Source organism: Terrihabitans aquatilis (assembly GCF_052542005.1).
Genome location: NZ_JBOCUO010000004.1, coordinates 37,090 through 58,395 on the forward strand (window position 1 = coordinate 37,090; position 21,306 = coordinate 58,395).

At 65.2% G+C, this 21,306-nt stretch carries 20 protein-coding genes and 1 pseudogene; 8 read left to right on the top strand and 13 right to left on the bottom strand.

Annotation, left to right across the window (positions count from 1 at the left end):
- Positions 1–75: 75 nt before the first annotated feature.
- The 5 genes from ACQ6S1_RS15150 to ACQ6S1_RS15170 all read right to left on the bottom strand — a co-directional run bounded on the left by ACQ6S1_RS15150 (position 76) and on the right by ACQ6S1_RS15170 (position 5,982).
- Entirely contained in the window at positions 76–1,128 is a 1,053-nt protein-coding gene (locus tag ACQ6S1_RS15150) for a CobW family GTP-binding protein (protein ID WP_445042077.1), read from the bottom strand.
- The gene (locus tag ACQ6S1_RS15155) at positions 1,125–2,303 is read right to left on the bottom strand and encodes a D-alanyl-D-alanine carboxypeptidase family protein (RefSeq protein WP_445042078.1); all 1,179 of its coding nucleotides are present in this window, start codon (positions 2,301–2,303) and stop codon (positions 1,125–1,127) included. The genes ACQ6S1_RS15150 and ACQ6S1_RS15155 overlap by 4 nt, the downstream gene beginning before the upstream one ends.
- Before the next feature lie 64 nt (positions 2,304–2,367).
- Positions 2,368–2,973, bottom strand: a complete 606-nt coding sequence (locus ACQ6S1_RS15160; protein WP_445042079.1) for a CAP domain-containing protein — start codon at positions 2,971–2,973, stop codon at positions 2,368–2,370.
- 19 nt (positions 2,974–2,992) lie between these two features.
- Positions 2,993–5,356 (bottom strand): DUF3772 domain-containing protein, encoded by a 2,364-nt coding sequence (locus ACQ6S1_RS15165; RefSeq protein ID WP_445042080.1) that lies wholly within the window; start codon positions 5,354–5,356, stop codon positions 2,993–2,995.
- A gap of 116 nt (positions 5,357–5,472) precedes the next feature.
- Positions 5,473–5,982, bottom strand: a complete 510-nt coding sequence (locus ACQ6S1_RS15170; RefSeq protein WP_445042081.1) for a hypothetical protein — start codon at positions 5,980–5,982, stop codon at positions 5,473–5,475.
- A 131-nt stretch (positions 5,983–6,113) separates the two neighbouring features.
- Here ACQ6S1_RS15170 and ACQ6S1_RS15175 point away from each other — a divergent pair, with 131 nt between their 5' ends.
- The 4 genes from ACQ6S1_RS15175 (at position 6,114) to ACQ6S1_RS15190 (ending at position 10,308) form a co-directional block, all read left to right on the top strand.
- A complete protein-coding gene (locus ACQ6S1_RS15175; protein ID WP_445042082.1) occupies positions 6,114–6,782 on the top strand; it encodes a hypothetical protein in 669 nt (222 codons plus the stop codon).
- A 294-nt stretch (positions 6,783–7,076) separates the two neighbouring features.
- The gene (locus tag ACQ6S1_RS15180; RefSeq protein WP_445042083.1) at positions 7,077–8,636 is read left to right on the top strand and encodes a TerC family protein; all 1,560 of its coding nucleotides are present in this window, start codon (positions 7,077–7,079) and stop codon (positions 8,634–8,636) included.
- A gap of 95 nt (positions 8,637–8,731) precedes the next feature.
- On the top strand, positions 8,732–9,520 hold the full coding sequence (locus ACQ6S1_RS15185; protein WP_445042084.1) for a transporter substrate-binding domain-containing protein: 789 nt from the start codon (positions 8,732–8,734) through the stop codon (positions 9,518–9,520).
- Positions 9,521–9,585: 65 nt separating this feature from the next.
- Entirely contained in the window at positions 9,586–10,308 is a 723-nt protein-coding gene (locus tag ACQ6S1_RS15190; protein ID WP_445042085.1) for a hypothetical protein, read from the top strand.
- 12 nt (positions 10,309–10,320) lie between these two features.
- Here ACQ6S1_RS15190 and ACQ6S1_RS15195 read toward each other — a convergent pair whose 3' ends face one another.
- The 5 genes from ACQ6S1_RS15195 to ACQ6S1_RS15215 all read right to left on the bottom strand — a co-directional run bounded on the left by ACQ6S1_RS15195 (position 10,321) and on the right by ACQ6S1_RS15215 (position 15,390).
- The gene (locus tag ACQ6S1_RS15195) at positions 10,321–11,568 is read right to left on the bottom strand and encodes a hypothetical protein (protein ID WP_445042086.1); all 1,248 of its coding nucleotides are present in this window, start codon (positions 11,566–11,568) and stop codon (positions 10,321–10,323) included.
- 110 nt (positions 11,569–11,678) lie between these two features.
- Positions 11,679–12,350 carry a TerC family protein gene (locus tag ACQ6S1_RS15200; RefSeq protein ID WP_445042087.1) on the bottom strand — a complete coding sequence of 224 codons (672 nt, stop codon included), beginning with the start codon at positions 12,348–12,350 and terminating at the stop codon, positions 11,679–11,681.
- 208 nt (positions 12,351–12,558) lie between these two features.
- On the bottom strand, positions 12,559–12,822 hold the full coding sequence (locus tag ACQ6S1_RS15205; protein WP_445042088.1) for a hypothetical protein: 264 nt from the start codon (positions 12,820–12,822) through the stop codon (positions 12,559–12,561).
- 222 nt (positions 12,823–13,044) lie between these two features.
- A complete protein-coding gene (locus ACQ6S1_RS15210) occupies positions 13,045–13,659 on the bottom strand; it encodes a response regulator transcription factor (RefSeq protein ID WP_445042089.1) in 615 nt (204 codons plus the stop codon).
- Between the two features lie 9 nt (positions 13,660–13,668).
- Entirely contained in the window at positions 13,669–15,390 is a 1,722-nt protein-coding gene (locus ACQ6S1_RS15215; protein ID WP_445042090.1) for an ATP-binding protein, read from the bottom strand.
- Positions 15,391–15,420: 30 nt separating this feature from the next.
- Here ACQ6S1_RS15215 and phnC point away from each other — a divergent pair, with 30 nt between their 5' ends.
- The 3 genes from phnC to phnE all read left to right on the top strand — a co-directional run bounded on the left by phnC (position 15,421) and on the right by phnE (position 18,182).
- Positions 15,421–16,284 (top strand): phosphonate ABC transporter ATP-binding protein, encoded by an 864-nt coding sequence (gene phnC / locus ACQ6S1_RS15220; protein WP_445042091.1) that lies wholly within the window; start codon positions 15,421–15,423, stop codon positions 16,282–16,284.
- Between the two features lie 21 nt (positions 16,285–16,305).
- A complete protein-coding gene (gene phnD, locus ACQ6S1_RS15225; protein ID WP_445042092.1) occupies positions 16,306–17,307 on the top strand; it encodes a phosphonate ABC transporter substrate-binding protein in 1,002 nt (333 codons plus the stop codon).
- 65 nt (positions 17,308–17,372) lie between these two features.
- Positions 17,373–18,182, top strand: coding sequence for a phosphonate ABC transporter, permease protein PhnE (gene phnE / locus ACQ6S1_RS15230; RefSeq protein ID WP_445042093.1), 810 nt, complete (start codon positions 17,373–17,375; stop codon positions 18,180–18,182).
- A gap of 46 nt (positions 18,183–18,228) precedes the next feature.
- On the opposite strand, the gene ACQ6S1_RS15235 is transcribed toward phnE, so the two are convergent.
- Together ACQ6S1_RS15235 and ACQ6S1_RS15240 are read right to left on the bottom strand one after the other, a co-directional pair.
- Entirely contained in the window at positions 18,229–19,077 is an 849-nt protein-coding gene (locus ACQ6S1_RS15235; protein WP_445042094.1) for a tetratricopeptide repeat protein, read from the bottom strand.
- A gap of 41 nt (positions 19,078–19,118) precedes the next feature.
- Positions 19,119–19,599: pseudogene (locus ACQ6S1_RS15240) on the bottom strand (cupredoxin domain-containing protein).
- 259 nt (positions 19,600–19,858) lie between these two features.
- Here ACQ6S1_RS15240 and ACQ6S1_RS15245 point away from each other — a divergent pair.
- Positions 19,859–20,629, top strand: a complete 771-nt coding sequence (locus ACQ6S1_RS15245) for a hypothetical protein (RefSeq protein WP_445042095.1) — start codon at positions 19,859–19,861, stop codon at positions 20,627–20,629.
- Positions 20,630–20,678: 49 nt separating this feature from the next.
- Here ACQ6S1_RS15245 and ACQ6S1_RS15250 read toward each other — a convergent pair whose 3' ends face one another.
- Positions 20,679–21,068, bottom strand: a complete 390-nt coding sequence (locus ACQ6S1_RS15250; RefSeq protein WP_445042096.1) for a hypothetical protein — start codon at positions 21,066–21,068, stop codon at positions 20,679–20,681.
- Positions 21,069–21,306: the final 238 nt, after the last annotated feature.

Here is a 21,306-nt window from a genome sequence, read left to right on the forward strand (position 1 = left end):
GCAATGTCCGCTCGTCAGAGAGATCGAGCCATACCGGCATCGCCTTAAGAAACCGCAACCTCCGGCTGCGTCGCGTCAGCCCAGGAGAACATCCGGCCGTGGCGCAGCCATGCTGCCGAAAGCCTCGTAAAGCCGCGCAATGCCTTCGGCATGGAGATCGCGGCCGATCACCACGATCCGGGTGCGCCGGTCCGCATCGGGCCAGGCGTCCAGCCGTCGGGGCGGATGGAACACATGCTGCACACCGTGGATCAGCACAGGTCGTTCTGGGTCGAGTGTCGTGCGCACCAGTCCTTTCAGCCGCAGGATGTTCGCGCCGAATTCCGAGCGCAGCAGATCGGTGAACAGGCCGAACGCTTCGGGCGGCAGCGCGGTGTCGCTCCAAAGGGTCGTGGTGCGGATATCGCCGGTGTGCGCCGTGGCGGCAGTCCCGTCCGCCTCGGCCCGCAGCCAGTCCTTCACCGCCTCGCTCCGGCCCTCGATGGTCCAGGGCGCCACATCGAACAGACGCTCAGCCACCGCCTCTCCACGCGCGGCATCCAGCACCGGCGCGCCGGGCGCGAGTTCCGCCAGCCGCCGGCGCAGCTCGGCCTCGGCCGCCCGCGCCTCGTCGTCCGCCACGAGATCCGTCTTGGTCAGCACCACGCGGTCCGCCAAAGCGACCTGCCGCCGCGCCTCCTCGTGCTCGCACAAGGCCCGCGCGCCGGTCAGCGCATCCACCACGGCGATCACACCGTCCAGCGCGAACCGCACCTGCAACAGCGGATGCGCCTGCATCGCGTGCAGCACCGGCACCGGGTCGGCCAGCCCGGTCGTCTCCAGCACCACGCGGCGAAACGCGGGCAACGAGCCCTCGTCGCGCCGGCGCAGCAGATCCTCGAATGTCTCGATCAGGTCGCTGCGCACCGCGCAGCACAGGCACCCTCCGGAAAGCGCCACCACATCGCCCTCCAGCCGCTCCATGAGCAGATGGTCGAGGCTGATCTCGCCGATTTCATTGACGATCACAAGCGTGTCGGGCAGCGCGCCCTGGCCGGCCAGCCGGTTCAGCAGGCTCGTCTTGCCGGCCCCGAGAAAGCCGGTCAGCAGCGTCAGCGAGACCGGCGCGAACCGCTCCCGCCCGCTCACTTGCTGGAAAGCTTGGCCGGGCGCGGGCGCGGCATGGGCACGGCCGGCCCCGCGGAATTGGACGGAGGCGGCTCGGGCGCCAGCTTTGCCGCCAGCGCCAGGAATTCCGGCGGGCCGTTCGGGTTCGGGCCCAGAAAGGCGTTCATGATCGGCCCGGGCGTCGGCGTTTCCAGCAGAAGCGGCTTCGTCTCGGTGCCGTTATTGTAGCTCATCGTCAGGCCCGAGCGCGCGCTCTGCCCCGCGCCCACCAGGTTCGCCTGTCCCTCGTCGGCCACTTCGCCCACGGCCTCCGGCGCCTTTTTCTTCTCGCAGATATCGGCGCGCAGGTTCGGCGCCGGGCCTGAGACCGGCCTCAGGCTTTTCAGCTCCTGCCCGGTCCGCCAGAAGGTCCACGATCCGAAGCCCGCTTCCAGCAGTTCGGCGGCATGCTGCGTGCGCTGCTTGGCGTTTTCCTCGCCCAGCACCACGGCGATCAGGCGGCGCTGGCCGCGTTTGGCGGTAGCCACGAGGTTGAAGCCCGAGGGACAGGTGAAGCCCGTTTTCATGCCGTCGGCGCCTTCGAACCGTCCGAGCAGCGAATTGTGTCCGCGCACCAAGGTCTTGCCCAGCTGCACGCCGCGCGCATCGTAGAGCATCGCCGATTGCGGGAAGTCCCGATAGATCGCCTGCGCCAGCAGCGCCATGTCGCGCGCGGTCGTCACCTGATCGGGGTGGAACCAGCCATTCGGATTGGTAAAGCGGCTCTGGTTCATGCCGAGCTTCTGCGCCGTCGCGTTCATCTCAGCGACGAAATCCTCCACATTGCCGCTCACGCCCTCGGCGAGCGTCACGGCCAGATCGTTGGCGGATTTGACAATCAGGAGCTTCAGCGCATTCTCGACCGTGATGATCGTGCCGACGGGGAAGCCCATCTTGCTCGGCCGTTCCTCCCGCGCCCGCTCGGTGTAGAGCAGCGGGCTGTCGAGGCTCACCCGGCCCTGCTTCACCGCGTTCAGCACCACATAGGTGGTCATCAGCTTGGTCAGCGAGGCCGGAAACCAGGCCTGCGTGGCCTCCTGCGCGAAGAGCACGCGCCCGCTGTCGGCGTCGACCACCAGAGCCGGCTTGGCGTTTGCCGCCGTGCCCGTCAGGGCCAGCAGGGCGGCAAGAGCGAAGCTGAGGAAGCGGGCCTTCATGATCGTCGTCTGATCTCCGGGAATTCCGTAGTGGTTTCTATCCTGCACGCGGCGCGGGCGCCAGTCACCGAACCGTTAGGACACCTACGGAGGCCGGCGCGCCCCACACCACGGGCCGGTTCGGCGCCTGGTCGGGCTCGGCCACCACCATGGTCCAGAACACCTTGTATTTGTGGCCCGGCGCCTGCGCCACGGCGATGCCGATGCGGGTCGCGCTCGGCATCAGCATGTTCTTGCGATGCCCTGCGGATTCACGCCATCCGGAAAACGCCTCGGCCAGGGTGTGGTAGCCGCCGGCCACGTTCTCGGCGATGCGGGCATAGCGATAGCCCTGTTTGCGCGCGCGGGCGTCGAGCGGGCCGTCGCCGGCGTCATGGCTCACCTGCCCGCGCCGCGCCATGGCGCGCGAATGCTCCTCGGCGATGCGCGTCAGTGCTGGGTCGAGCGTCACGGGCCCAAGGCCGTTGTTGCGGCGGAAGCCCGAGACCATTTCGGCCGTGGCCTCGCCGTCCACCTGCGCGCCGGCCGGCACGAGGCTGCGATACATGCTCGGCTCCTGCGGCGGCTGGTACGGGGCCTTGGTCGAGCAGGCGGCGATCATCAGGCCGGCAAGCGCGATGGCGCCGAGACGAAGCCCGGCGCGCACAGCCGGAAAATGGATTCTGGACACGATTGCGATGACTTTCGGCTCAGGGCGAAGCGGTGATATTCATCCCTTTTGCCTGCAATTGCGTAAGGATGTCTAAATAGAGGTCGCTGCGCGTGGTCGCCGTCTGGCGCGGCGAAGGCACGTAGCAGAACATCTGCCATTGCACGCCGACATCGGTCGTCCCCACGATCTCGATCACAGGCGCGGGGTTCGCCAGCACCGATTTGTGCGCCTGCGCCGCCGCCTTCAGCAGATCCCGCACCTCCTGCACGCTCGCCGCATGCGAGGTGCCGAGCTTGAGGTTCACGCGGCCCAGCGGGTTCTGGTGGGTGCGGTTCAGCACGGGCTTGGTGATGAGGTCGGAATTCGGCACGATCATCATCGAGCGGTCGAACTTCTCCACCACGGTGGAGCGCACGCTGATGCGCCGGACATTGCCCTCTTCGCCGCCGATGCCCACCCAGTCGCCCACCTTGATCGGCCGTTCCGCCAGAAGGATCAGGCCCGACACGAAGTTCGACACGATGGCCTGCAGGCCGAAACCGATACCGACCGAAAGCGCACCGGCCACGATGGCGAACTTCTCCAGTCCGAACCCCAGCGAGGACACTGCGAGGCCCACCGCGATGATCGTTCCGGCATAGCCGGTCGCGGTGCCGATCGAGTTCTTCAGCCCCTCGTCCATCCGGGTCAGGGGCAGATAGGTCTTGTCCAGCCAGCGCTGCACGGCCCGGGTCAGCAAGATGCCGCCGGTCAGGAACGCGATCGCACCGAGGATGGTCAGCGGGGAGACCGACAGTCCGCCGAGCTGGAAGCCCGCCAGCGCCCGGTCGAACCAGCTCACGGCATCGTCGCCCTGGATGCCCCAGGGCGCAGCGGCCAGCATCACGGCCAGAACGATCAGCACGAGGTGCAGGAAACCCGAGACCACCGCGCAGATCTGGCCGAACCTCTGGTCGCGCAGGCCCAGCGTCCCGCGTGCGAAACGTCCGACGGGACTGTGGGCACCCGCCGCGCAAAGTCCGTCGACCAGCGCCAGAAGGATGTAGAGCGCCGCTCCCAGCACGCTGATCCAGATCATCTGCTGGATAAGGAAGAAACCGAAGGAGATGTATCCCGTCGCCACCGAGATCATCACCACCGCGATGGCAATCCACGCAATGAGGCGGGCGGCGCCCTTCATCCAGCCGCCATCCGGCTGCGCCTGTTGCGCCGCCTGCGCAGACGGCTGCCCCTCCGTCTCCTCGGCGGTTTCCTTGGCGGGCTGAAGACCCAGCGCGAAAATCAGCGCGATCAGCACGGCGGTCACGCCATCGAGCGCGACCGTCGGCGCAAGCCCGATACCGATGATGTCGAGGAAGCCCTGCACCACCCGCGTCAGGGCATAGATCGAGGCGATCCAAAGCGGGTAGGCCGCGATCCGCTGCGCCGCCTCGTCCGACACATAGGCCAGGCGCCAGGAAGGCCGGCCGGGCGCCAGCACCGCCTGGTTCAGCCCGGCAATGACCGAGACGAATGCCGTCAGCGCCACCAGTCGTTGCAGGAAGGGGATGGCCCGGTCGGGCACGAGGTCGGGAATGGTCAGGCCCTGATAGAGCACGAACGCAGCCGCCACCGGCGCGGCGGAGGTGATGAGCACCACCCACAGCGCGGCTGCGGCGCGTTTCAATCGCCCGCCCGAGGCCACCTGCTCGAACACATAGCGGCGTCCCAGCCGCTGTGACCAGATCCGGATCGGCCACATCAGCGCGATCGCCAGCAATATGGCGATGCCCAGCACCGCCCCGCTCTGCAGATCCAGCCGCGAGGTGAAGAGATTACCCCATTGCGTCAGGAAGCCGGAGGCCGCCGTCCAGCGCCGGGGCACCTCGTCCACCACATCGGCCCACAGGCTGGGTGCCAGCAGCGAGCGGGTGCGGCCCAGCACGCGGCTGTTGAACAGATCTCGCCGTTTGGCCGAGATCTGCTCGACGATCTGGTCGGATTGCACGAGCAGCAGGCCCGTGCGTTTCAATGTCTCGTCGATGGGCTGGCGGGCGGCGAGCTGCGTCTCGCGCTCCTGTGCGATCTCCGCGCTCTCCGGCGCCGCGCCCTCGCCCGGCTTCTCGCCCAATTGCTCGATGCGGGTGGTGATGGCCTGCTGGCGCGGCGTCAGCCCTTGCTGCACCTCGGAGATGCTGCTGCGCGCCTGGTCGACCCTGCGCGACAAATCCAGCAGAACGGCATCATCGACGATCGGCTTGGCAAGTTCCGCCTCCGCCTGGTCGAGCGAGGTCTTCACGCCGTCGAGAAGGCGGTTCTCCTCCACCTGCGCCAGTCCGGCCAGGGCCGAAAACAGCAGCAGGTTCGCGGCCAGCAGAAGGCCGGTCAGCCGCATGTGCAGCAGGGGTCGGGAAAAGCTCATATCCTTGACCTGGCGGGGAGAGTTCGGGAGGAGGAAACGGCTAACTCGCCCAAGATTGTGGCAAGGTCACGAACGACTCGCATTTTCGCCCGCGCCTTTCGTTGCAGGAGGAAACGCTATTTCCGGACGACGTTCGCCTCGCCCGCCTTCACGCTCTCCTCGATCAGCTCGTCGAAATCGCCCCGCGCGAAAACGTTGATGGGCGGCACTTCGTCCCAATTGTCGCCGTTGGAGATCGAAAGCCCGAAATCCAGAAAAAAAATCACGCCGTCCTTGTCCTCGACGTAATGCACGGATTCCTGCTTCAGCCGTGCCAACGCCGCCGGCATCGGGTGTTCGAAGGGCCGGTAGCCGTTGATCTCCACCCCCGGCAGCGTCTCGAACAGGTCGAACGATACCGCTTTGCCCGCTTCATACCGCACGCTCGGCTTCATCTCGCCGCCGCCCCCGCCGATGCGGAATTCGACGATGTGGTCGGCATATTTGTCCTGAAGCTCCTGCGGCGCACCGGCCGGCATCGCGTTCGAGACACTCTCAGGCGGCCCGATATGCCGTGCCACCTCCTGCGGCGTCATCCCGAAGGTGAGCAGCCCGACGGACACATAGGGAATGATGGTCCAGCTCATGCTTCCTCCCATATCGCCGACGGCCGCATCGTCCTCGCGTCAACCTCTGATCAACCGCCTGTGTTTGACCCGCTTGGAGCTTTCCCCGAAAACAGCCAAGCGCGATTCAGGCGGGTGCATGGAAGCGAGGCATGGACGACAAGGCAAGCCTTATCAACGCCTTGGCGGCGGGCATGAGACGGCGACCCATCGTCTGGTCGATCCATGTCCTGATAGCCGCGCTCGCCCTCGCCGGTTGCAAGGGCGAACCCGCCACATCGAAACACCCCCTTCCAGACTGGAGCGGCGCAGCCATCGAGGGCATCGCGCCGCTGATGTCCCCCTCGCAGGTCGAGGCGGCGCTGAAGGCCGGCAATTATCGTACGATCCCGTGCAGCCCCACCTCTTCCGAAAATCCACGGAATGAGCTGGGCGAGATGTCCTGCTACGCATCGCCGGATCGGCCGATGAAGATCAGCCTCCGTTTCCTCGATCTGCCCGAAGGACGGCGCCTGGCAACGGCCAATTTCCGCGAACATCCCTCGGGCGGCAGCGACGAGGATCGCACGGCCACCAGCCGGGCTTTTGCCGACGAACTGACCGCCCGTTTCGGCCCCCCGGACGACAGGGTCGACAAACCCACCTTCACCGTCCTCTTCTGGAAGCGCCCCGGCGGCCTGCCGGAACATGCCGACATGGTCATCACCATCGTCGGCCCGGCATTCGGCGCGAATGCCGGCCTGCAAAGCCCCTGGGCCGAGGCAGAGGCCGGCATATCGGAGCCGGTATCCGAGATCCCCGCCAACGTTCCGGCCGACTGAATCCACGCGAAACGCAAGCGCCAGCCCCGCCCTCGCAGGCCCCTCTCCCGGGCTCCCCCGCTTTTCCGTCCGGCCCGACTGTGTTATCTCCTCGGCCCTGTTTCAACGGGATCCTCCACGTCGCATGCCCGACGAAGGCGATAGTACAGACGGTAGTCGATACCGAATGAGGCTGGCTTGCGCATTGCGCGGCCAGCCTCCGCTTCCCGTTCCATCTTCCTTGAAAAAGATGCCTCCTCGGATCGCAGGTCCGGGGCTTTTTGCGTTCTCCTGCCAGCGACAGAAGGTTTAGTCATGGAGTTCCTCGCAGATCCGAATATCTGGATCGGCCTCGTAACCCTCATCGTTCTCGAAGTCGTTCTCGGCATCGACAACCTCGTCTTCATCGCCATTCTCGCCGACAAGCTGCCGCCCCATCAGCGGAACCGGGCGCGCATCATCGGCCTGTCGCTCGCTCTGGTGATGCGCATTGCGCTTCTGTTCTCGATCTCCTGGATCGTGACGCTGACGCAGCCGTTGTTCACACTCGCCACCTTCTCCTTCTCGGGACGCGATCTCATCCTGATCCTCGGCGGCGTGTTCCTTCTGGCCAAAGGCACGATGGAGCTGCACGAGCGGCTGGAGGGCGCGCACAAGCCCAAGGAAGGCAAGGTCGTCCACGCGGTCTTCTGGCAGGTCATCGTCCAGATCGTCGTGCTCGACGCCGTCTTCTCGCTCGACAGCGTCATCACGGCTGTCGGCATGGTCAACAATCTGTGGGTCATGATCACCGCGGTCTGCGTGGCAATGGCGGTGATGATCGCGGCGTCCAGGCCGCTGATGGCCTTCGTCTCGAAGCACCCCACAGTCGTCATCCTCTGCCTCGGCTTCCTCCTGATGATCGGCTTCAGCCTGGTGGTGGAAGGCTTCGGCTTCCACATTCCCAAGGGCTATCTCTACGCCGCCATCGGCTTCTCGGTCCTCATCGAGGCGGCCAACCAGTTCGGGCGGCACAATCGCGAGAAGCGCTTCACCACCGGCGATCTGCGCGAGCGGACGTCCGAAGCCGTGCTTCGGATGCTCGGCGGGCAGATCGGCGAGCAGCCTTCGGGCGACGGCGTGGATTCCACCGCGGAGCAGATCGCCCAAAGCGATGTGTTCAAGCCCCAGGAAAAGGAGATGATCCGAGGCGTCCTCGATCTCGGCGAGCGCCCCGTCAGCTCCATCATGTCGCCGAGCAACGAGCTCGAATGGCTCGATCTCAACGACAGCCCGGAACAGCTGAATGCCGCCATCCGGCAACTTACGCACAGCCGGGTCATCCTCGCGCGCGACAATGTCGATGATTTCGTTGGCGTCGCCGTCACCCGGGAATTGTTCGACGCCATGCTCGACGGCAGGCCCATCGACTGGGCGCGCGTTGCCCGACAGCCCGTCGTCGTCCATGAAAGCACCGATGTGCTGAAGCTGATGGAGCAATTGCGCCGTTCGCCCGTGCAGATGGCCATGGTGGTCGACGAGCACGGCTCCCTGGAGGGCATCGCCACCCCCACCGACGTCCTCGAAGCCATCGCCGGCGAATTCCCGGACATGAACGAGGAGGCGGCGGCGGTGGAGCGCCAGGAAGACGGCTCGTGGCTGATCGATGGCTTCATCGACATCCGCCAGCTCAGCGGCACCATCGACCGCGATCTGGTCGATGACGCCAACCGCTATTCCACTCTGGCGGGCTACATCCTCACCCAGCTCGGCCATCTGCCGAAGGAGGGCGAGGTGCTGGAGGCCGAGGGCCTGCGCTACGAGGTGCTGTCGCTGGAAAAGCGCAGCATCGGCAAGGTCCGCCTCACCATGCTGGATGCCGCCACTGCGCCCTGACAAACCATGAGGCTGGCGTGCAAACGCGTATTGACCCGAACCATCGGTTCACTACGCTGCCGCGCGCAAAGAATAGGCACGAGAGGGCGAGGGAAATGACGGCGATGTTCCGGACGATGGGAATCACTTTGTGCGCGCTCTCGGCAATCGCCTCGGCGCCCGCCTTCGCGGCGGAAAGCCCCTCGCGGCTCGACGACATCGCCGCGCGCAAGACGCTCAACATCTGCACCACGGGCGATTACCGCCCCTTCTCCTATCGTCCCGACGGCGCCAACGATTTCGTCGGCATCGACATCGATCTCGGCCGCTCGCTGGCCAAGACGCTCGACGCCGAAGCCGTCTTCATCCAGACGAAATGGTCGGACCTCATGGCCGACTTCAAGGCCAAGTGCGACATCGCCATGAGCGGCATCTCCGTCACGCTGCCGCGCCAGCGCAACGCCTTCTTCAGCGACATGTATCTCGTCAACGGCAAGGCGCCCATCGTGCGCTGCGACGACGTCGCGAAATACCAGACCGCCGACGCCATCAACCAGCCGAACACCCGCGTCGTGGTCAATCCCGGCGGCACAAACGAGAAATTCGCCCGCGCCAATCTCGCCAACGCCGAAATCCAGCTGTTCCCCGACAACCGGGTCATCTTCAAGGAAATCCTCGAAGGCCGCGCCGACGTGATGGTCGCCGAATCCGTCGAGGTGAAGCTTCAGGAAAAGCTGCACAAGGGCCTGTGCGCCGTAAACCCGGACCAGCCTCTGCAATACGGCGAGATGGGCTTCCTCCTGCCGCGCGGCGACACCGTCTTCAAGGCCTATGTCGACCAATGGCTCCACCTGACCAAGGCAACGGGCGAGTTCGACACGATCTTCGAAGCCAACATGAAGTAACGCCGGTCTGCGAAGGGCGCCGGGGCATGTCTCGGCGCCTTTTTCATTTTCGGACCGGATAGGCGATGCAGACCGACATCGAACGCCAGCACAGCACGAGCCGATCGGGCCGGGTCGGATCATGGCCGGTCTATCTCGCCGTCCTCGTCACGGCGGCAGGGCTCATGCTGGTCGGAGCCCAGTTCGCCTTCCTCGTCCGGCTGCCGCATCTGTCGGCGCTCGTCCGCGATCCGCAGGCGCTCTGGCTGGTGTTCTCCACCTGGCCCGATGTGCGATTCGGGCTGTTCTCACTGCTTCTGGCCTATCAATTCACTTCCGGCCATTCCTGGGAAGTTCTCGACCCGAGAACCCTGCCGGGCCGCATCCGCGGCATGGATCAGCGCATCATCGTCGCGGCCATCGGCGTGTCCGCCTTCCTCCTGCTGCCAGTGGTGTTCGGGTTCCCGTTTCTCCTGCTGGACCTGATGACACTTCTGTTCTGCGCGCTCCTCGGCGGCATCCTCTTCAAATGGGCCGCCCGCGCCGGGATGCCCATGGCCGCACGCTGGATGATCGCGGCGTTCTCGATCGGGTTCTTCGGCAATCTGCTGATGTCGGATGCCGATCATCGCGCCTTCTCCTGCCGGTCCGGACCGGTGCAGCTGGACTCCGGCGACAATTTGCCCTGCGACACCTTGGACTGGCTCAAGGGGAAACCGCTCTGGCTCGTCGAGGGCCCTCAGCCGCCCCGTCTCGTCCCTCGCGGCGACATCGCCGATTCCGAGATCGACCGGGCGCTGGGCCTGTAACCGATCAAGGCCTCAATGCCCGAGCCCGGAGACATCGAGATCGGCGCGGACGGCATCCACCCCGTCCCGCAGCGACAATCGCGCCAGCGCGAACGCCGACAGGCCCACCACCCAATTACGGTAGATGATGTCGGCGCTTTCTGAATCTTGCCCGGCCGTGCGCTGGCCGTCGAACGCGTTCACGCCGCAAATCCCCAGCGTCCTGTTAGAGTTCAGCTGCACGTTGAACTGCGCCACCATCGGCAGTGCATATTCCGTCGCCGTCCAGGCCTGCGCGAAGGAATAGCCGACGATATCTCCGGAGGGCGCGTTGTACGTCTTCAGTTCCGGCGCGGCGTCGAGGCGGGCCTTCGGACTGGCCGTGATCGAGGCGCTGAACTCCTTGGCCATCTGAACGCCGAGCGCGCGCCCCTCCGCAATCGTCCCTGGCCGGATCTGGCACGAAATATTGGGGTATTCATCGTCCGTCAGCTCCAGAGAGTAGTCTGCCGCGTTCGCCTCCGCCGCCTTCCCCGTTTTCTCGACCGACCATTCGCCCGGCACCAGGAAAACGGATCCCTCCATCACGCTCACCGTCTTGAGCCGCGCCGCGAGATCGACCCGCGCCGACATGCGCAGACCGCCGAAAAAGCGCGCCAGCACCGGCTCGTGTCTCGGGTAATCCGCATAATCGAAAATGGAGACGGCGATCAGAACGACATTCCCGCGCGAGATCACTGCCGCGCGCGCCATCTTCCCATAAGCGCCCTCGCCCCGCTCCTCGGCCGCCGACAGAAGCGCAAAAGCGTGGTTGCTCTTCACCTCGTCCCGCAGGATGCGGTCGAATCCCTGCTGGGCCAGGAAGCCATGCCCGGCCGTGATCGCCTGTGCGAAGGACGGAAACTCGATCCGATAGATCTCGATTGCGAGCGGCTTGTCGGTCTCCGGCGAGAAAATACGGGCGACGAGGCCGTCGTCTCCGGGCTGCTTCAAAACCCGCACATCCACCCCATCGGCCACGATGGCGGTGAAGGCGAGTTCCGGCGCGCCGAGGTCGAAGCTCTGGCGAATATAGCCGGGCCCCTCCTCCGTCCGCGTCGAGAACAGTTCGTCCGTCGTGTAGGCCGAGGCGATCCCCGTCATGCTCATCAGCGTGCAGACCATCACCGCGATGGGCAGGCGCATCCTCGGCACGCTCACAGCGGCCCGCCTTTCAATGAAACGTTCCAGGTCCATCTTCATCGTGTCTTCGTTCCCGGTCCGGTCGAGCGCCTTGGCCATCAGGCACTTTCAGCGCTCGTGATTCCGGTTTTGTAGCAGCGCCCTCTAAAACGCCAACGGCGCGCCTCCTTTCGGAAGCGCGCCGCCGCTCATTGCACCTGTAAATCCGATCAGGTCGCCGCCGCGCCGGACAGATACGGCGCCACTTCCTGATAGCCGCGCCAGATCATGTCGAGCGCCACGTACAGAATGACCGCGAGACCGACATAGGCGATCCAGCGATGACGCTGCAGCAGATTGGCGATGAAGGAAGCCGCAAGGCCCATCAGCGCGATCGACAGGATAAGGCCGAAGATCAGCACGTTGGGGTGTTCGCGCGCGGCGCCGGCCACTGCCAGCACGTTGTCGAGCGACATCGACACATCCGCCACGATGATCTGGATGGCGGCCTGCTTGAACGTCTTGGTCGGTGCCCCACGCCCGGCCGCCGGCTTGCCGTCGGCATCGTAGGTGGCGTCATCCACCACCTCGGCGGCTTCCTGCTCGTGGGCGTGCGGCGTGCGCAGCTCGCGCCACATCTTCCAGCTCACCCACAGCAGCAGCACGCCGCCGGCGAGGAGAAGCCCCACGATCGCCAGAAGCTGCGTCGTCAGCAATGCGAAGATGATGCGCAGCACCGTCGCCGCGCCGATACCCACCAGGATGACCTTGGTGCGCTGTTCCTTGGGAAGCCCCGCCGCGGCCAGTCCGATCACGACCGCGTTGTCGCCCGCCAGAACCAGGTCGATCATGATGACCTGTAGGAGGGCGGCCATCGCCTCTCCGGTAAAGAATTCAGCCATTAGCCCACATCTCCGTCTTCTTGAGAGGGAATGCGGGCACGCAGCCAGCGAACAAACGTCCGGGCGTAGATCGTCCTGGTTGTTCTCAGCGCCCCTCGCGGAGGCGCGTCCGATGGCTGCGTGCCAGCGTTCTGTTTGAGAATTTCCAGTCCGACATCACAGCCCGTGAAGGCTGCCAGCGGGGCCCGGCCTGGTCCTGATGATGTCCCTACCGCGCGGACGGCATGGACAGGTACTGCACCACATCACCGGGGTCGCTGAGGACACCCGCCGCGAATCCGACAAATACACAGGTACTGGCCACATCCCAACAGGTGACGCGGCCATTTTGCTGGCGAGCGCCCCTGTAGAGGGCGAACAGCGCCACGCCGCAACCGATCAGGAAAGCCAGGGCCGCGAACACCGGCAGCACCAGAGGCGCCGGCACTGCGGACAGGATCAGGCCGAACACCATCACCGCACCCACGACCATCAACCCGGCGCCACCGGGGCCGCCCACGGGCGTCGAGCGTAGAGAAAGCGGCCAGCGGCCGCCCGGCGGGTGTGCCAAGGGCTATCCTCCCCAGATCGGATGGCGGAGCGCCCGTTTCCGGAGCCTTTCAGGCCACGGGATACAGCACGCCCAACCATCTGCTGATGGGGAAGCTACGGTGAAAGTGCCCGTTCGGGTATTCGTGTAAACACACCCGCAAAACTACGGGACGATGCGCCCCAGCCGCACGGCCTGCCGCACCAGCACGGCCACGCTTTCGGCCTGCATCTTCTCCATGATGACGGCGCGATAGCTCTCGACGGTGCGGGACGAAATGTCGAGCTTCGCGGCGATGGCCTGGCTGGTGAAGCCGGCGGCCACCAGATCGAAGATCTCCTCCTGCCGCTTCGTCAGGCGGGCGAACTGGGTCGCCAGTTTCTCCTGCGAGCGGTCGGCGTCCTGCCGCGCCATGGCCCGTTCGAGGCCGCGATTGATGGACGCCACCAATTGCACGTCGTCGACGGGCTTTTCGATGAAGTCCTCGGCGCCGGCCTTGATGCCTTCCACGGCCATCGGCACGTCGGCATGGCCCGACATCAGGATGATGGGCAGGCCGATGCCGCGCCGCGTGCATTCGCGCACCAGCTCGATGCCGTCCATCTCCGGCATGCGCACATCGGCCACCACGCAGCCGCGCCGGGCGGAATCATAGGCCTCGAGAAAGGCCGGCCCCGATTCGTGGGTTTCCACGCGAAAGCCGAACACGCTGAGCATTTCAGCCAGGGCCGAGCGCACGGCCTCCTGGTCGTCGATCACGAAGATGGTGGAACTGGACATGTTCCAAGCTTAGCCTCGGTTGAGGGGAAGGGAGAAGCGGAATTCCGTCGCACCCGGCTGGGCCTTCTGCAGCCACACCCGTCCGCCATGCGATTCCACGATGGACACGCAGATCGGAAGCCCCAGCCCCAGCCCGCTCTGCTTCGACGTCATCAGGGGCTCGAACGCGCGTTCGGCGAAATCCTCGCCCACCCCCGGCCCGTCGTCCGACACTGCGATCTCGATGCGCGCCGGGTTCTCGTGGAACGTCGCTGCCACCCCCACGCGCCCCTGCTCCCGCTCGTCGCCGGCAATGGCGTCGATCGCGTTGCGCACGAGGTTCAGAACCACCTGCTGCAATTGCACCCGGTCGGCGCGCACATTGGGCAGGCCGGGCCCGATCCGGAGCGTAATGCGGATGCGATGGTCGCGCGCCTCGGCCTCCACCAGCTTCAGCGCATCCTCCAGCATGGAGCGGATCTCCACATTGCTGCGATGCGGCTGCCCGCGCCGCAGGAAGTCGCGCATGCGCCGCAGCACGCCGCCGGCATGGTCGATCTGGGCCACAACATTGCCGAGATTAGATTGCGCGCGCGCGATATCGGGCTCCTCGGCGCGCAATATGTGCTGCACCGAGCGCACCAGGGCCCGCACCGCCGTCATCGGTTGGTTGATCTCGTGCGCCAGCGCCGAGGCCATGCCGCTGACGAGGTGAAAGCGATCGGCCTGCGCGGCTTCGGCCTCCATTTCCCGCAACCGCCCCTCCGCCGCCCGGGCACGCGCGGTCGCGTTCTGCCGCTCGCTGACGACCGAGCCCACGATCAGCCCCGTCGTGCTCAGCACGAACATCAGGGTCTGGAATTCGGTGAAGGCCTCGGCGTCCGAGCCATTCGCCCGCAACAAACCCACCAGCGCGAACTGCGTCAGCGCCAGCGCCAGGCACGCCCCGTCGATGCCGAATCGCACGCCCGACAGGATCACCGGCACGAACAGGATGTAGAAGAACCGCGCGCCCTGATCGACGCCGATGGTCGCGATGATGGCGAGGGCCGTGATCACAAATCCGGCATGAAGCAGCACTTCAGGCTCGCGCAGAACCGTCGAAATCCGCGGCCCCTGCCGCCCCATCAGGCGCAGCACCAGCGGCGTCATCACGGCGATGCCGATCATGTCGCCCAGAAGAAGCGGCATGATCGCGATCCACACATCGGCCCATTCGAATTCCACGTCGAGCAACAGGAACGCCGGCAGCAGCAGCATCACCAGCACCGCGCCGAAAAGCCCCGCTCCCAGCACGACCAGGAGGTCCTGCAAGGCGGCGAGGTCGAGCGGCCCGAAGCGCCGCGCCACCACGGCCATCGCCGCGTAAGTGCCCGCGATGATGGTGGCGATGCCGAAGATCAGCGGCCATGACAGCCGCGTCTGCAGCACCAGGCATTCCGCCGCCACCACGCCCAGAAACACCACGAAACCGAAGCGCGGACCGCGCGCCAGCAGCACCGCGAAAGCCAGCCCGATGCCGGGGTTCCACGGCGTGATGGGCACGCCCTTGTGCTCGTGCATGAAGCTCAGCCATTCGAGCGCGAGAAACGCCGCGATGAACAGGCCCGGCAGCACCAGCCAGTCCCATCTCCGTTCCACCGTGCCGTTCAATGCCCCACTCCGTACACAACGCGCTGCCCACGTCTCGGGCGCCACCTTACCCGTTCCGGCATCGGCTCCAAGCGTCATGCGCACGTCATCGGGCGACACTAGGGCTTCCGAAAATCACGGAACCGATCCATGTCCGCCGCGATCAGCCTGCGAAACATCTCGAAAAGCTACGGGGCCGTCACCGCGGTGGATGGCGTCACGCTCAGCATCGCACCGGGCGAGAGGGTCGCGCTGATCGGCGCTTCCGGCTCCGGCAAGTCGACCCTGATCCGCATCGCCTCGGGCCTGCTCACGGCCGATCGCGAGCCGGGCGACGTCCATGTCATGGGCCAGCTCGTCCAGGCCAACGGCAAGCTCGCCCCGAACGTCCGCGCCGTGCGCCGCCACATCGGGCTCATCTTCCAGAAGTTCAATCTGGTCAACCGCCTCACCGTCGAGACCAACGTCCTCGTCGGCGCGCTCGGCCGCAATTCGGCGCTGCGGGGCCTGCTCGGCCTGTTCTCCCGCGAGGATCGCGAGAACGCCCATGCCGCGCTGGCCGAGGTCGGCGTCGCCGATCACCGCCGCAAGCGCGCCGAGCAATTGTCCGGCGGCCAGCAGCAGCGCGTGGCCATCGCCCGCGCCCTCGTCCAGCAGGCCGGCATCATCGTCGCCGACGAGCCCATCGCCTCGCTCGACCCGAAATCCGCCAAGCGCGTGATGGACATCTTGGCCGGCCTCAATCGCAAGAAGGGCATCACCCTTCTCGTGTCGCTGCATCAGGTCGATTACGCGCGCGCCTATTTCGACCGGGTGGTCGCCATGCGCGCCGGCCGCGTCGTGTTCGACGGCCCCGCCGCGAAACTCACGCCCGAATTCCTGACCGAGCTCTACGGCGCCAGCGCCGAGGAACTGATCCTGCCGGGCCAGATCGGCCCGACGGAGGACCTTGAGGGGGGCAACCTCGATGTCCAGCGTACACGCACGGCCGAAGTGATCGCCCGCGCGTCCTGACAGACAACGACGGAGATTGACATGAAGACGTTCGTGCTGGGCGGCCTTGCTGCCCTGATGATGACTGGCGCCGCCGGCGCGCAGGAAATCAAGCAGCTCAATTTCGGCATCATCTCGACCGAATCCTCGGCCGCGCTCTCCAAGAGCTTCGAGCCCATGCTGAAGGATCTGGAAAAGGCCGTCGGCATCCCGGTGAAGGCCTATTTCGCGCAGGATTATGCCGGCGTGATCGAGGGCATGCGCTTCAAGAAGGTCGATCTGGCCTGGTACGGCAACAAGGCCGCCATGGAAGCCGTCGACCGCTCCAACGGCGAAGTCTTCGCCCAGACCACCAAGCCCGACGGCACCAAGGGCTATTATTCGCTGATCCTCACCAACAAGGACCGCGACGACCTCAACGAGCTGAAGGACGTGCTCGATTGCTCGAAGGGCTTCAACTTCGGCAATGGCGACGTCAACTCCACCTCGGGCAACCTCGTTCCCAGCTATTACGTGTTCGCCCTGAACAACGTCGATCCGAACGCCTGCTACAAGCGCGTCGTCACCGGCAATCATGAGAGCAACGCGCTCGCCGCCGCCAACAAGCAGGTCGACTTCGCCACCAACAACACCGAGAGCATGGACCGCCTCGAAAAGGTCCGTCCGGAAGAGCGCGCCAAGCTCAAGGAAGTGTGGCGTTCGCCGCTCATCCCCTCCGATCCGCTGGTGTGGCGCGCCGATCTCCCGCAGGAGCTGAAGGCGAAGATCCACTCCTTCTTCCTTGGCTATGGCCGCCTCGGCACCCCGGAAGAGGTCAAGCGCACGCGTGAAATCCTGAAGGGCACGTCCGATGGCTGGGGTCCGTTCGTGGCCTCCTCGAACGCCCAGCTCTACCCGATCCGCCAGCTCGAGCTCTTCAAGTCGAAGAGCAAGCTGCAGAACGACGAGAAGCTCTCGGCCGACGATAAGAAGGCCAAGATCGCCGAGATCGACGGCCAGCTCGAAGAGCTCAACAAGCTGATGGCCGAAGCGCCGAACATGTGAGCCAGCGCCCTGGCGCGGGAGGGGCCCGGGCGGCCCCTCCCTTTTCGGTTTCCGGACACGAGACGATGACCCTGGCTCACATGAATGCCCCGAACCCAGCCTTGCCGGCACCGCGTTCCGCTCTCGCCATCGCGCTGCGCACGCTCGGCCTCGGCATCGCGGTCGCCGTCCTCGTCTGGGCGTGGAACAGCGCCGAGATGAATCCCGTCCAGCTCTGGCGCGACGCCGGCAACATGGCCGATCTCGGCCGCGATTTCCTGCGTCCGGATTTCACCGATCTCGATTTCTACATGAAGGGCCTGCTGGAGACGGTCGCCATCGCGCTGTGGGGCACCCTCCTCGCCGTCATCCTGGGCGTTCCCTTCGCGCTCCTCTCGGCCGACAACATCGCCCCGGCCTGGATCGCCTTTCCGGTCCGCCGCGTGATGGACGCGCTGCGCGCCATCAACGAACTGGTGTTCGCCCTCATCTTCATCGCCGCGGTCGGCCTCGGCCCGTTTGCCGGCGTGCTCGCCCTTTTCCTGCACACCACCGGCATCATCGCCAAATTGTTCTCCGAGGCGGTCGAGGCCATCGACCACGGTCCCGTCGAGGGCATTCGCGGCACCGGCGCCACCAAGCTGCAGGAGATCGTCTTCGGCGTCATCCCGCAGGTGCTGCCGCTGTGGATCTCGTTCACGCTCTATCGTTTCGAATCCAATGTCCGCTCGGCCACCGTCATCGGCATCGTGGGCGGCGGCGGCATCGGCATGACGTTCAACGAGGTGATGCGCTCGTTCCAATACGAGCAGGCCGGCGCGATCCTCATCATGGTCATCATCGCGGTCTCGGCGCTCGACATCCTCAGCCAGGGCATCCGCCGCCGCTTCATCTAGGCTGTCGGCTCTTCAGGCTTTCGAAGGCCGCGCCTGCCCTTGGCCCCTATTCCGCCTGGCTCCTGCGAACCATGGCGATGTACCGGGCGGCGGAGGCTTCTCCCCGCTGCTCCGCCATGGTCAGGAAGTGCAGCGCCTTCTCCTGATCCTGCGGGCCGCCCGTCGCGGTCAGATAATCGATGCCGAGCTGAAGGATGGCATAGCTGTCGCCGAGGATCATGCCCCGCTCGTAGAGCGCGCGCGCACGATGTCCCTGATGCCGCACGAGCTCGCCTTCCAGCAGATAATCGCCGATGAGGGCGCACGCCCGGCCGCTGCCGTTATAGATAGCGTGCCACAGCCAGTAGATGCGCCGGAACACATCCCGGCGCTGACCATGTTGGCCTTCATGGTAGATGTTCTGCATCTTCAGAGCGGCGTTGATGTCGTACAGCCGTGCACCGCGTTCCAGCAAAGCAAGCCCTCGGCCCACATCGACCGGCAGGCCGCCCTGCCCCTTGAGATACATGCGCCCGAGATTGTTCATCGCGGCGGCGCATCCACCTTCGACCGCCCGCTCGAAATAGCGGCGCGCGATGTCGAGGTCTTTCGGCAGGCCGTCGCCCTGAAAATGCATTGAGCCGAGATTGTTCAGCGCGTCCGCGTCGCCCTGCTGCTCGCCGAGGCGGTAATAGATCAGCGCCTTTTCGAGGCTCGGCGCCAACCCGTCCATGCCCTGGTCGAGCCGATCCCCCATGACGTAAGCGGCTTTGGGCTCCCCGCGCTCGGCCATCTCCATGAGCTCGAAGGGAAGGACCTCATAAAGGTGGTCCCATGGCGGGGCCGGGCTTTCCCCCTCGAACTCCCTGGCACAGCGCTGCTCATGGCGGGTCAGGCGAATTTTCTGGAAGAACACCGGGCTGTATCCTCAGGAAGACGGCGTCGACGAAAGTCCCGCTAATTGCGGGACACGAGGACATCGCCATGCATGCCGGCATCGTAATGCCCCGGCAGGAGGCACGCGATCTTGAAAGCACCCTCATTGGCGAACGTCCAGACGATCTCGCCGGCCTGACCCGGCGAGAGGCGAACGGCATTGGCATCGTGGTGCGCAAGGTCGGGATTGTCTTCCATGACCGCCTTGTGGGCCAGGATGTTGAGCTCATCATCGAGCACGAATTCATGGTCGATCTGGCCGTCGTTCCTGATGGTGAAGCGGGCGGTATGCCCCCGCGTCGAAACGGAAATTGTCCGGCGTGAAGATCATCCGGCCGTCATCGGTTTCCGACATCACCACCTGCACGTTTCTTGAAACCTCCGAGACCATCCCCGGCTCTCCCACGGCCAGCTTCTCCCCATGCCCTCCCGCATGGTTGCCGGCAGCCATCGCAGGCGCGGCCATCACGACGAACAGCAGTCCGAGTTCGAGCGGCTTCATGAGCGGTATCTCCGTTGCGCCGAAAAGCTCCGGGCACGACGCAAGGTACGAACCTGCTGGAAACCGGTCTTTGAGAGAGATCAAGGTGGCAGCACTTCGCGGCCCGCAAATCCCACACCAATTGTGCGCACCGAACGATCACCGCCGCATTCGGCCAATCATGCAGGCAGCGAAAAGGCCCTTGCATTCATCGGCACCCCGGGTCATTGCCGACGCGAAATGAGGGCGTCCCGGCGTCATGGTTCGAGGAGGGAAATTCTTGAAATATCTGGCTCTTCTGCTGCTGGCCGTCTGGCTTGGTGCCTCACCCTCATCCGCCCGGGCCGAAATTTCATCCGCCCATCAGCAGGAAGCCGCGTCGGCCTTTGAGGCTCTCGACGCCCTCGTGCGCCAGACACGTGAGCAGGGGGATTTGCCGCGCTGGTCGAACCCGGCGCATGCGCAGGTTCTCGCCAGGCTTTGGAACGTGGAGGCCACCCTCGGTTCGCCGCCTTATCTTGCTTCGGATATGCCGGCGCTCTTCACAATCGCCGAAAAGGCCGGTGCCGTTTTCAAGACCTATCTCCTGTTCAGCCCGAAAAGCGATATTGCCCCCGATACGGCCGCCAACTCAGCTGAATATCAGGATGAGATCACGCGCGCCGCGGCCTACATGACGAAGGTCTTCGCGGTCCAACTGGAAGCGACCAGCGATTTCGTTGCCACGCTGCCGCCTGCCCAGATGAACGGGTCGCGTCGGGAAGGTCTGCGCCGGGTACGCCTCGGCATCATGGAACAGGTCTCGGGCTTCACCCTCATGCTGCGCTCGCCGGGCTTGCGCTCCGAGAACCGCATTCTCCTGCTGGACGCGCTCAACGGCAGTTCCGGCCCCCTGACGAAGGCCATCTCGCTCGCGGACCGCGCGGCGATGATGGCACAGATCGACGCGGCCCTTCCCAGCCTGTCGGAGGCCGAGCGTGACAAGGCGCTGACGCTCAAAGCCGCCTTCGCGAGTCAGGACTGCACGGGCCTCTGCGCGTTGGAGAGATAGCCAGGCGGGGTGCCGCTCAGCCCTTCGTGCCACCGAACCGGGTCATGGTTCACGACTTCGGGGCGAAGCTCACCTTCACCGGCGAATCCTGCCGAGCCGTCTTCTGATTCGGGCCGTAATCGGGGTTGAAGGCCGGGTGCCAGACCCTCAGCTCCGTGTCCGACGTCCATTCCAGATCAAGCTGGCCGTCATGGGCGTAGCCATCGAACTGCATCAGGGCATCCACCGCCGAATGGCACGGTTCCGATTTGCCGGCTTCGAGCACTGAGACCTGCGTGATCTCGGTGCGTTCGAGGGGCGCGCCCTTCTGCGGGCATTTGCGCACCTCCACATGATAGGCCCCGTTGGGCGACGGCAGATCCGAGACGATCTCGTCCGGGCCGCCGCAGGCCGTCAGCAGAAATGGCAGCACACCCATGGCTGCGATTCTATTCTTCATCGAGAAAATCCAGAGAGATTGAGACCGGATCAGGGCTAATATTGCCCCTCCTCCTCGTCGAATTTGAAGGTAAGCGCATCTTCCGGCAAGCTGCCGTCAACGCGCCAGCAACACGCACTGAAAAGAGCGGTGAAACCGCCCGGCAGTCGACTGGATAGAAGAGCGATGAATATCGAGGGTGATTTCCACCGGTCTCCTTCAGGCGGCCGAGGCGAATCTGGAAATGATTCATAACTAC

Coding starts and splice junctions, on each gene's coding strand:
- ACQ6S1_RS15210 (WP_445042089.1), bottom strand. CDS start 13,659: ATGTCCAGTTCCACCATCTTCGTGATCGACGACCAGGAGGCCGTGCGC.
- ACQ6S1_RS15190 (WP_445042085.1), top strand. CDS start 9,586: ATGCAGACCGACATCGAACGCCAGCACAGCACGAGCCGATCGGGCCGG.
- ACQ6S1_RS15185 (WP_445042084.1), top strand. CDS start 8,732: ATGACGGCGATGTTCCGGACGATGGGAATCACTTTGTGCGCGCTCTCG.
- ACQ6S1_RS15200 (WP_445042087.1), bottom strand. CDS start 12,350: ATGGCTGAATTCTTTACCGGAGAGGCGATGGCCGCCCTCCTACAGGTC.
- ACQ6S1_RS15195 (WP_445042086.1), bottom strand. CDS start 11,568: ATGGCCAAGGCGCTCGACCGGACCGGGAACGAAGACACGATGAAGATG.
- ACQ6S1_RS15165 (WP_445042080.1), bottom strand. CDS start 5,356: ATGAGCTTTTCCCGACCCCTGCTGCACATGCGGCTGACCGGCCTTCTG.
- phnD (WP_445042092.1), top strand. CDS start 16,306: ATGAAGACGTTCGTGCTGGGCGGCCTTGCTGCCCTGATGATGACTGGC.
- phnC (WP_445042091.1), top strand. CDS start 15,421: ATGTCCGCCGCGATCAGCCTGCGAAACATCTCGAAAAGCTACGGGGCC.
- phnE (WP_445042093.1), top strand. CDS start 17,373: ATGACCCTGGCTCACATGAATGCCCCGAACCCAGCCTTGCCGGCACCG.
- ACQ6S1_RS15175 (WP_445042082.1), top strand. CDS start 6,114: ATGGACGACAAGGCAAGCCTTATCAACGCCTTGGCGGCGGGCATGAGA.
- ACQ6S1_RS15180 (WP_445042083.1), top strand. CDS start 7,077: ATGGAGTTCCTCGCAGATCCGAATATCTGGATCGGCCTCGTAACCCTC.
- ACQ6S1_RS15155 (WP_445042078.1), bottom strand. CDS start 2,303: ATGAAGGCCCGCTTCCTCAGCTTCGCTCTTGCCGCCCTGCTGGCCCTG.
- ACQ6S1_RS15250 (WP_445042096.1), bottom strand. CDS start 21,068: ATGAAGAATAGAATCGCAGCCATGGGTGTGCTGCCATTTCTGCTGACG.
- ACQ6S1_RS15170 (WP_445042081.1), bottom strand. CDS start 5,982: ATGAGCTGGACCATCATTCCCTATGTGTCCGTCGGGCTGCTCACCTTC.
- ACQ6S1_RS15205 (WP_445042088.1), bottom strand. CDS start 12,822: ATGGTCGTGGGTGCGGTGATGGTGTTCGGCCTGATCCTGTCCGCAGTG.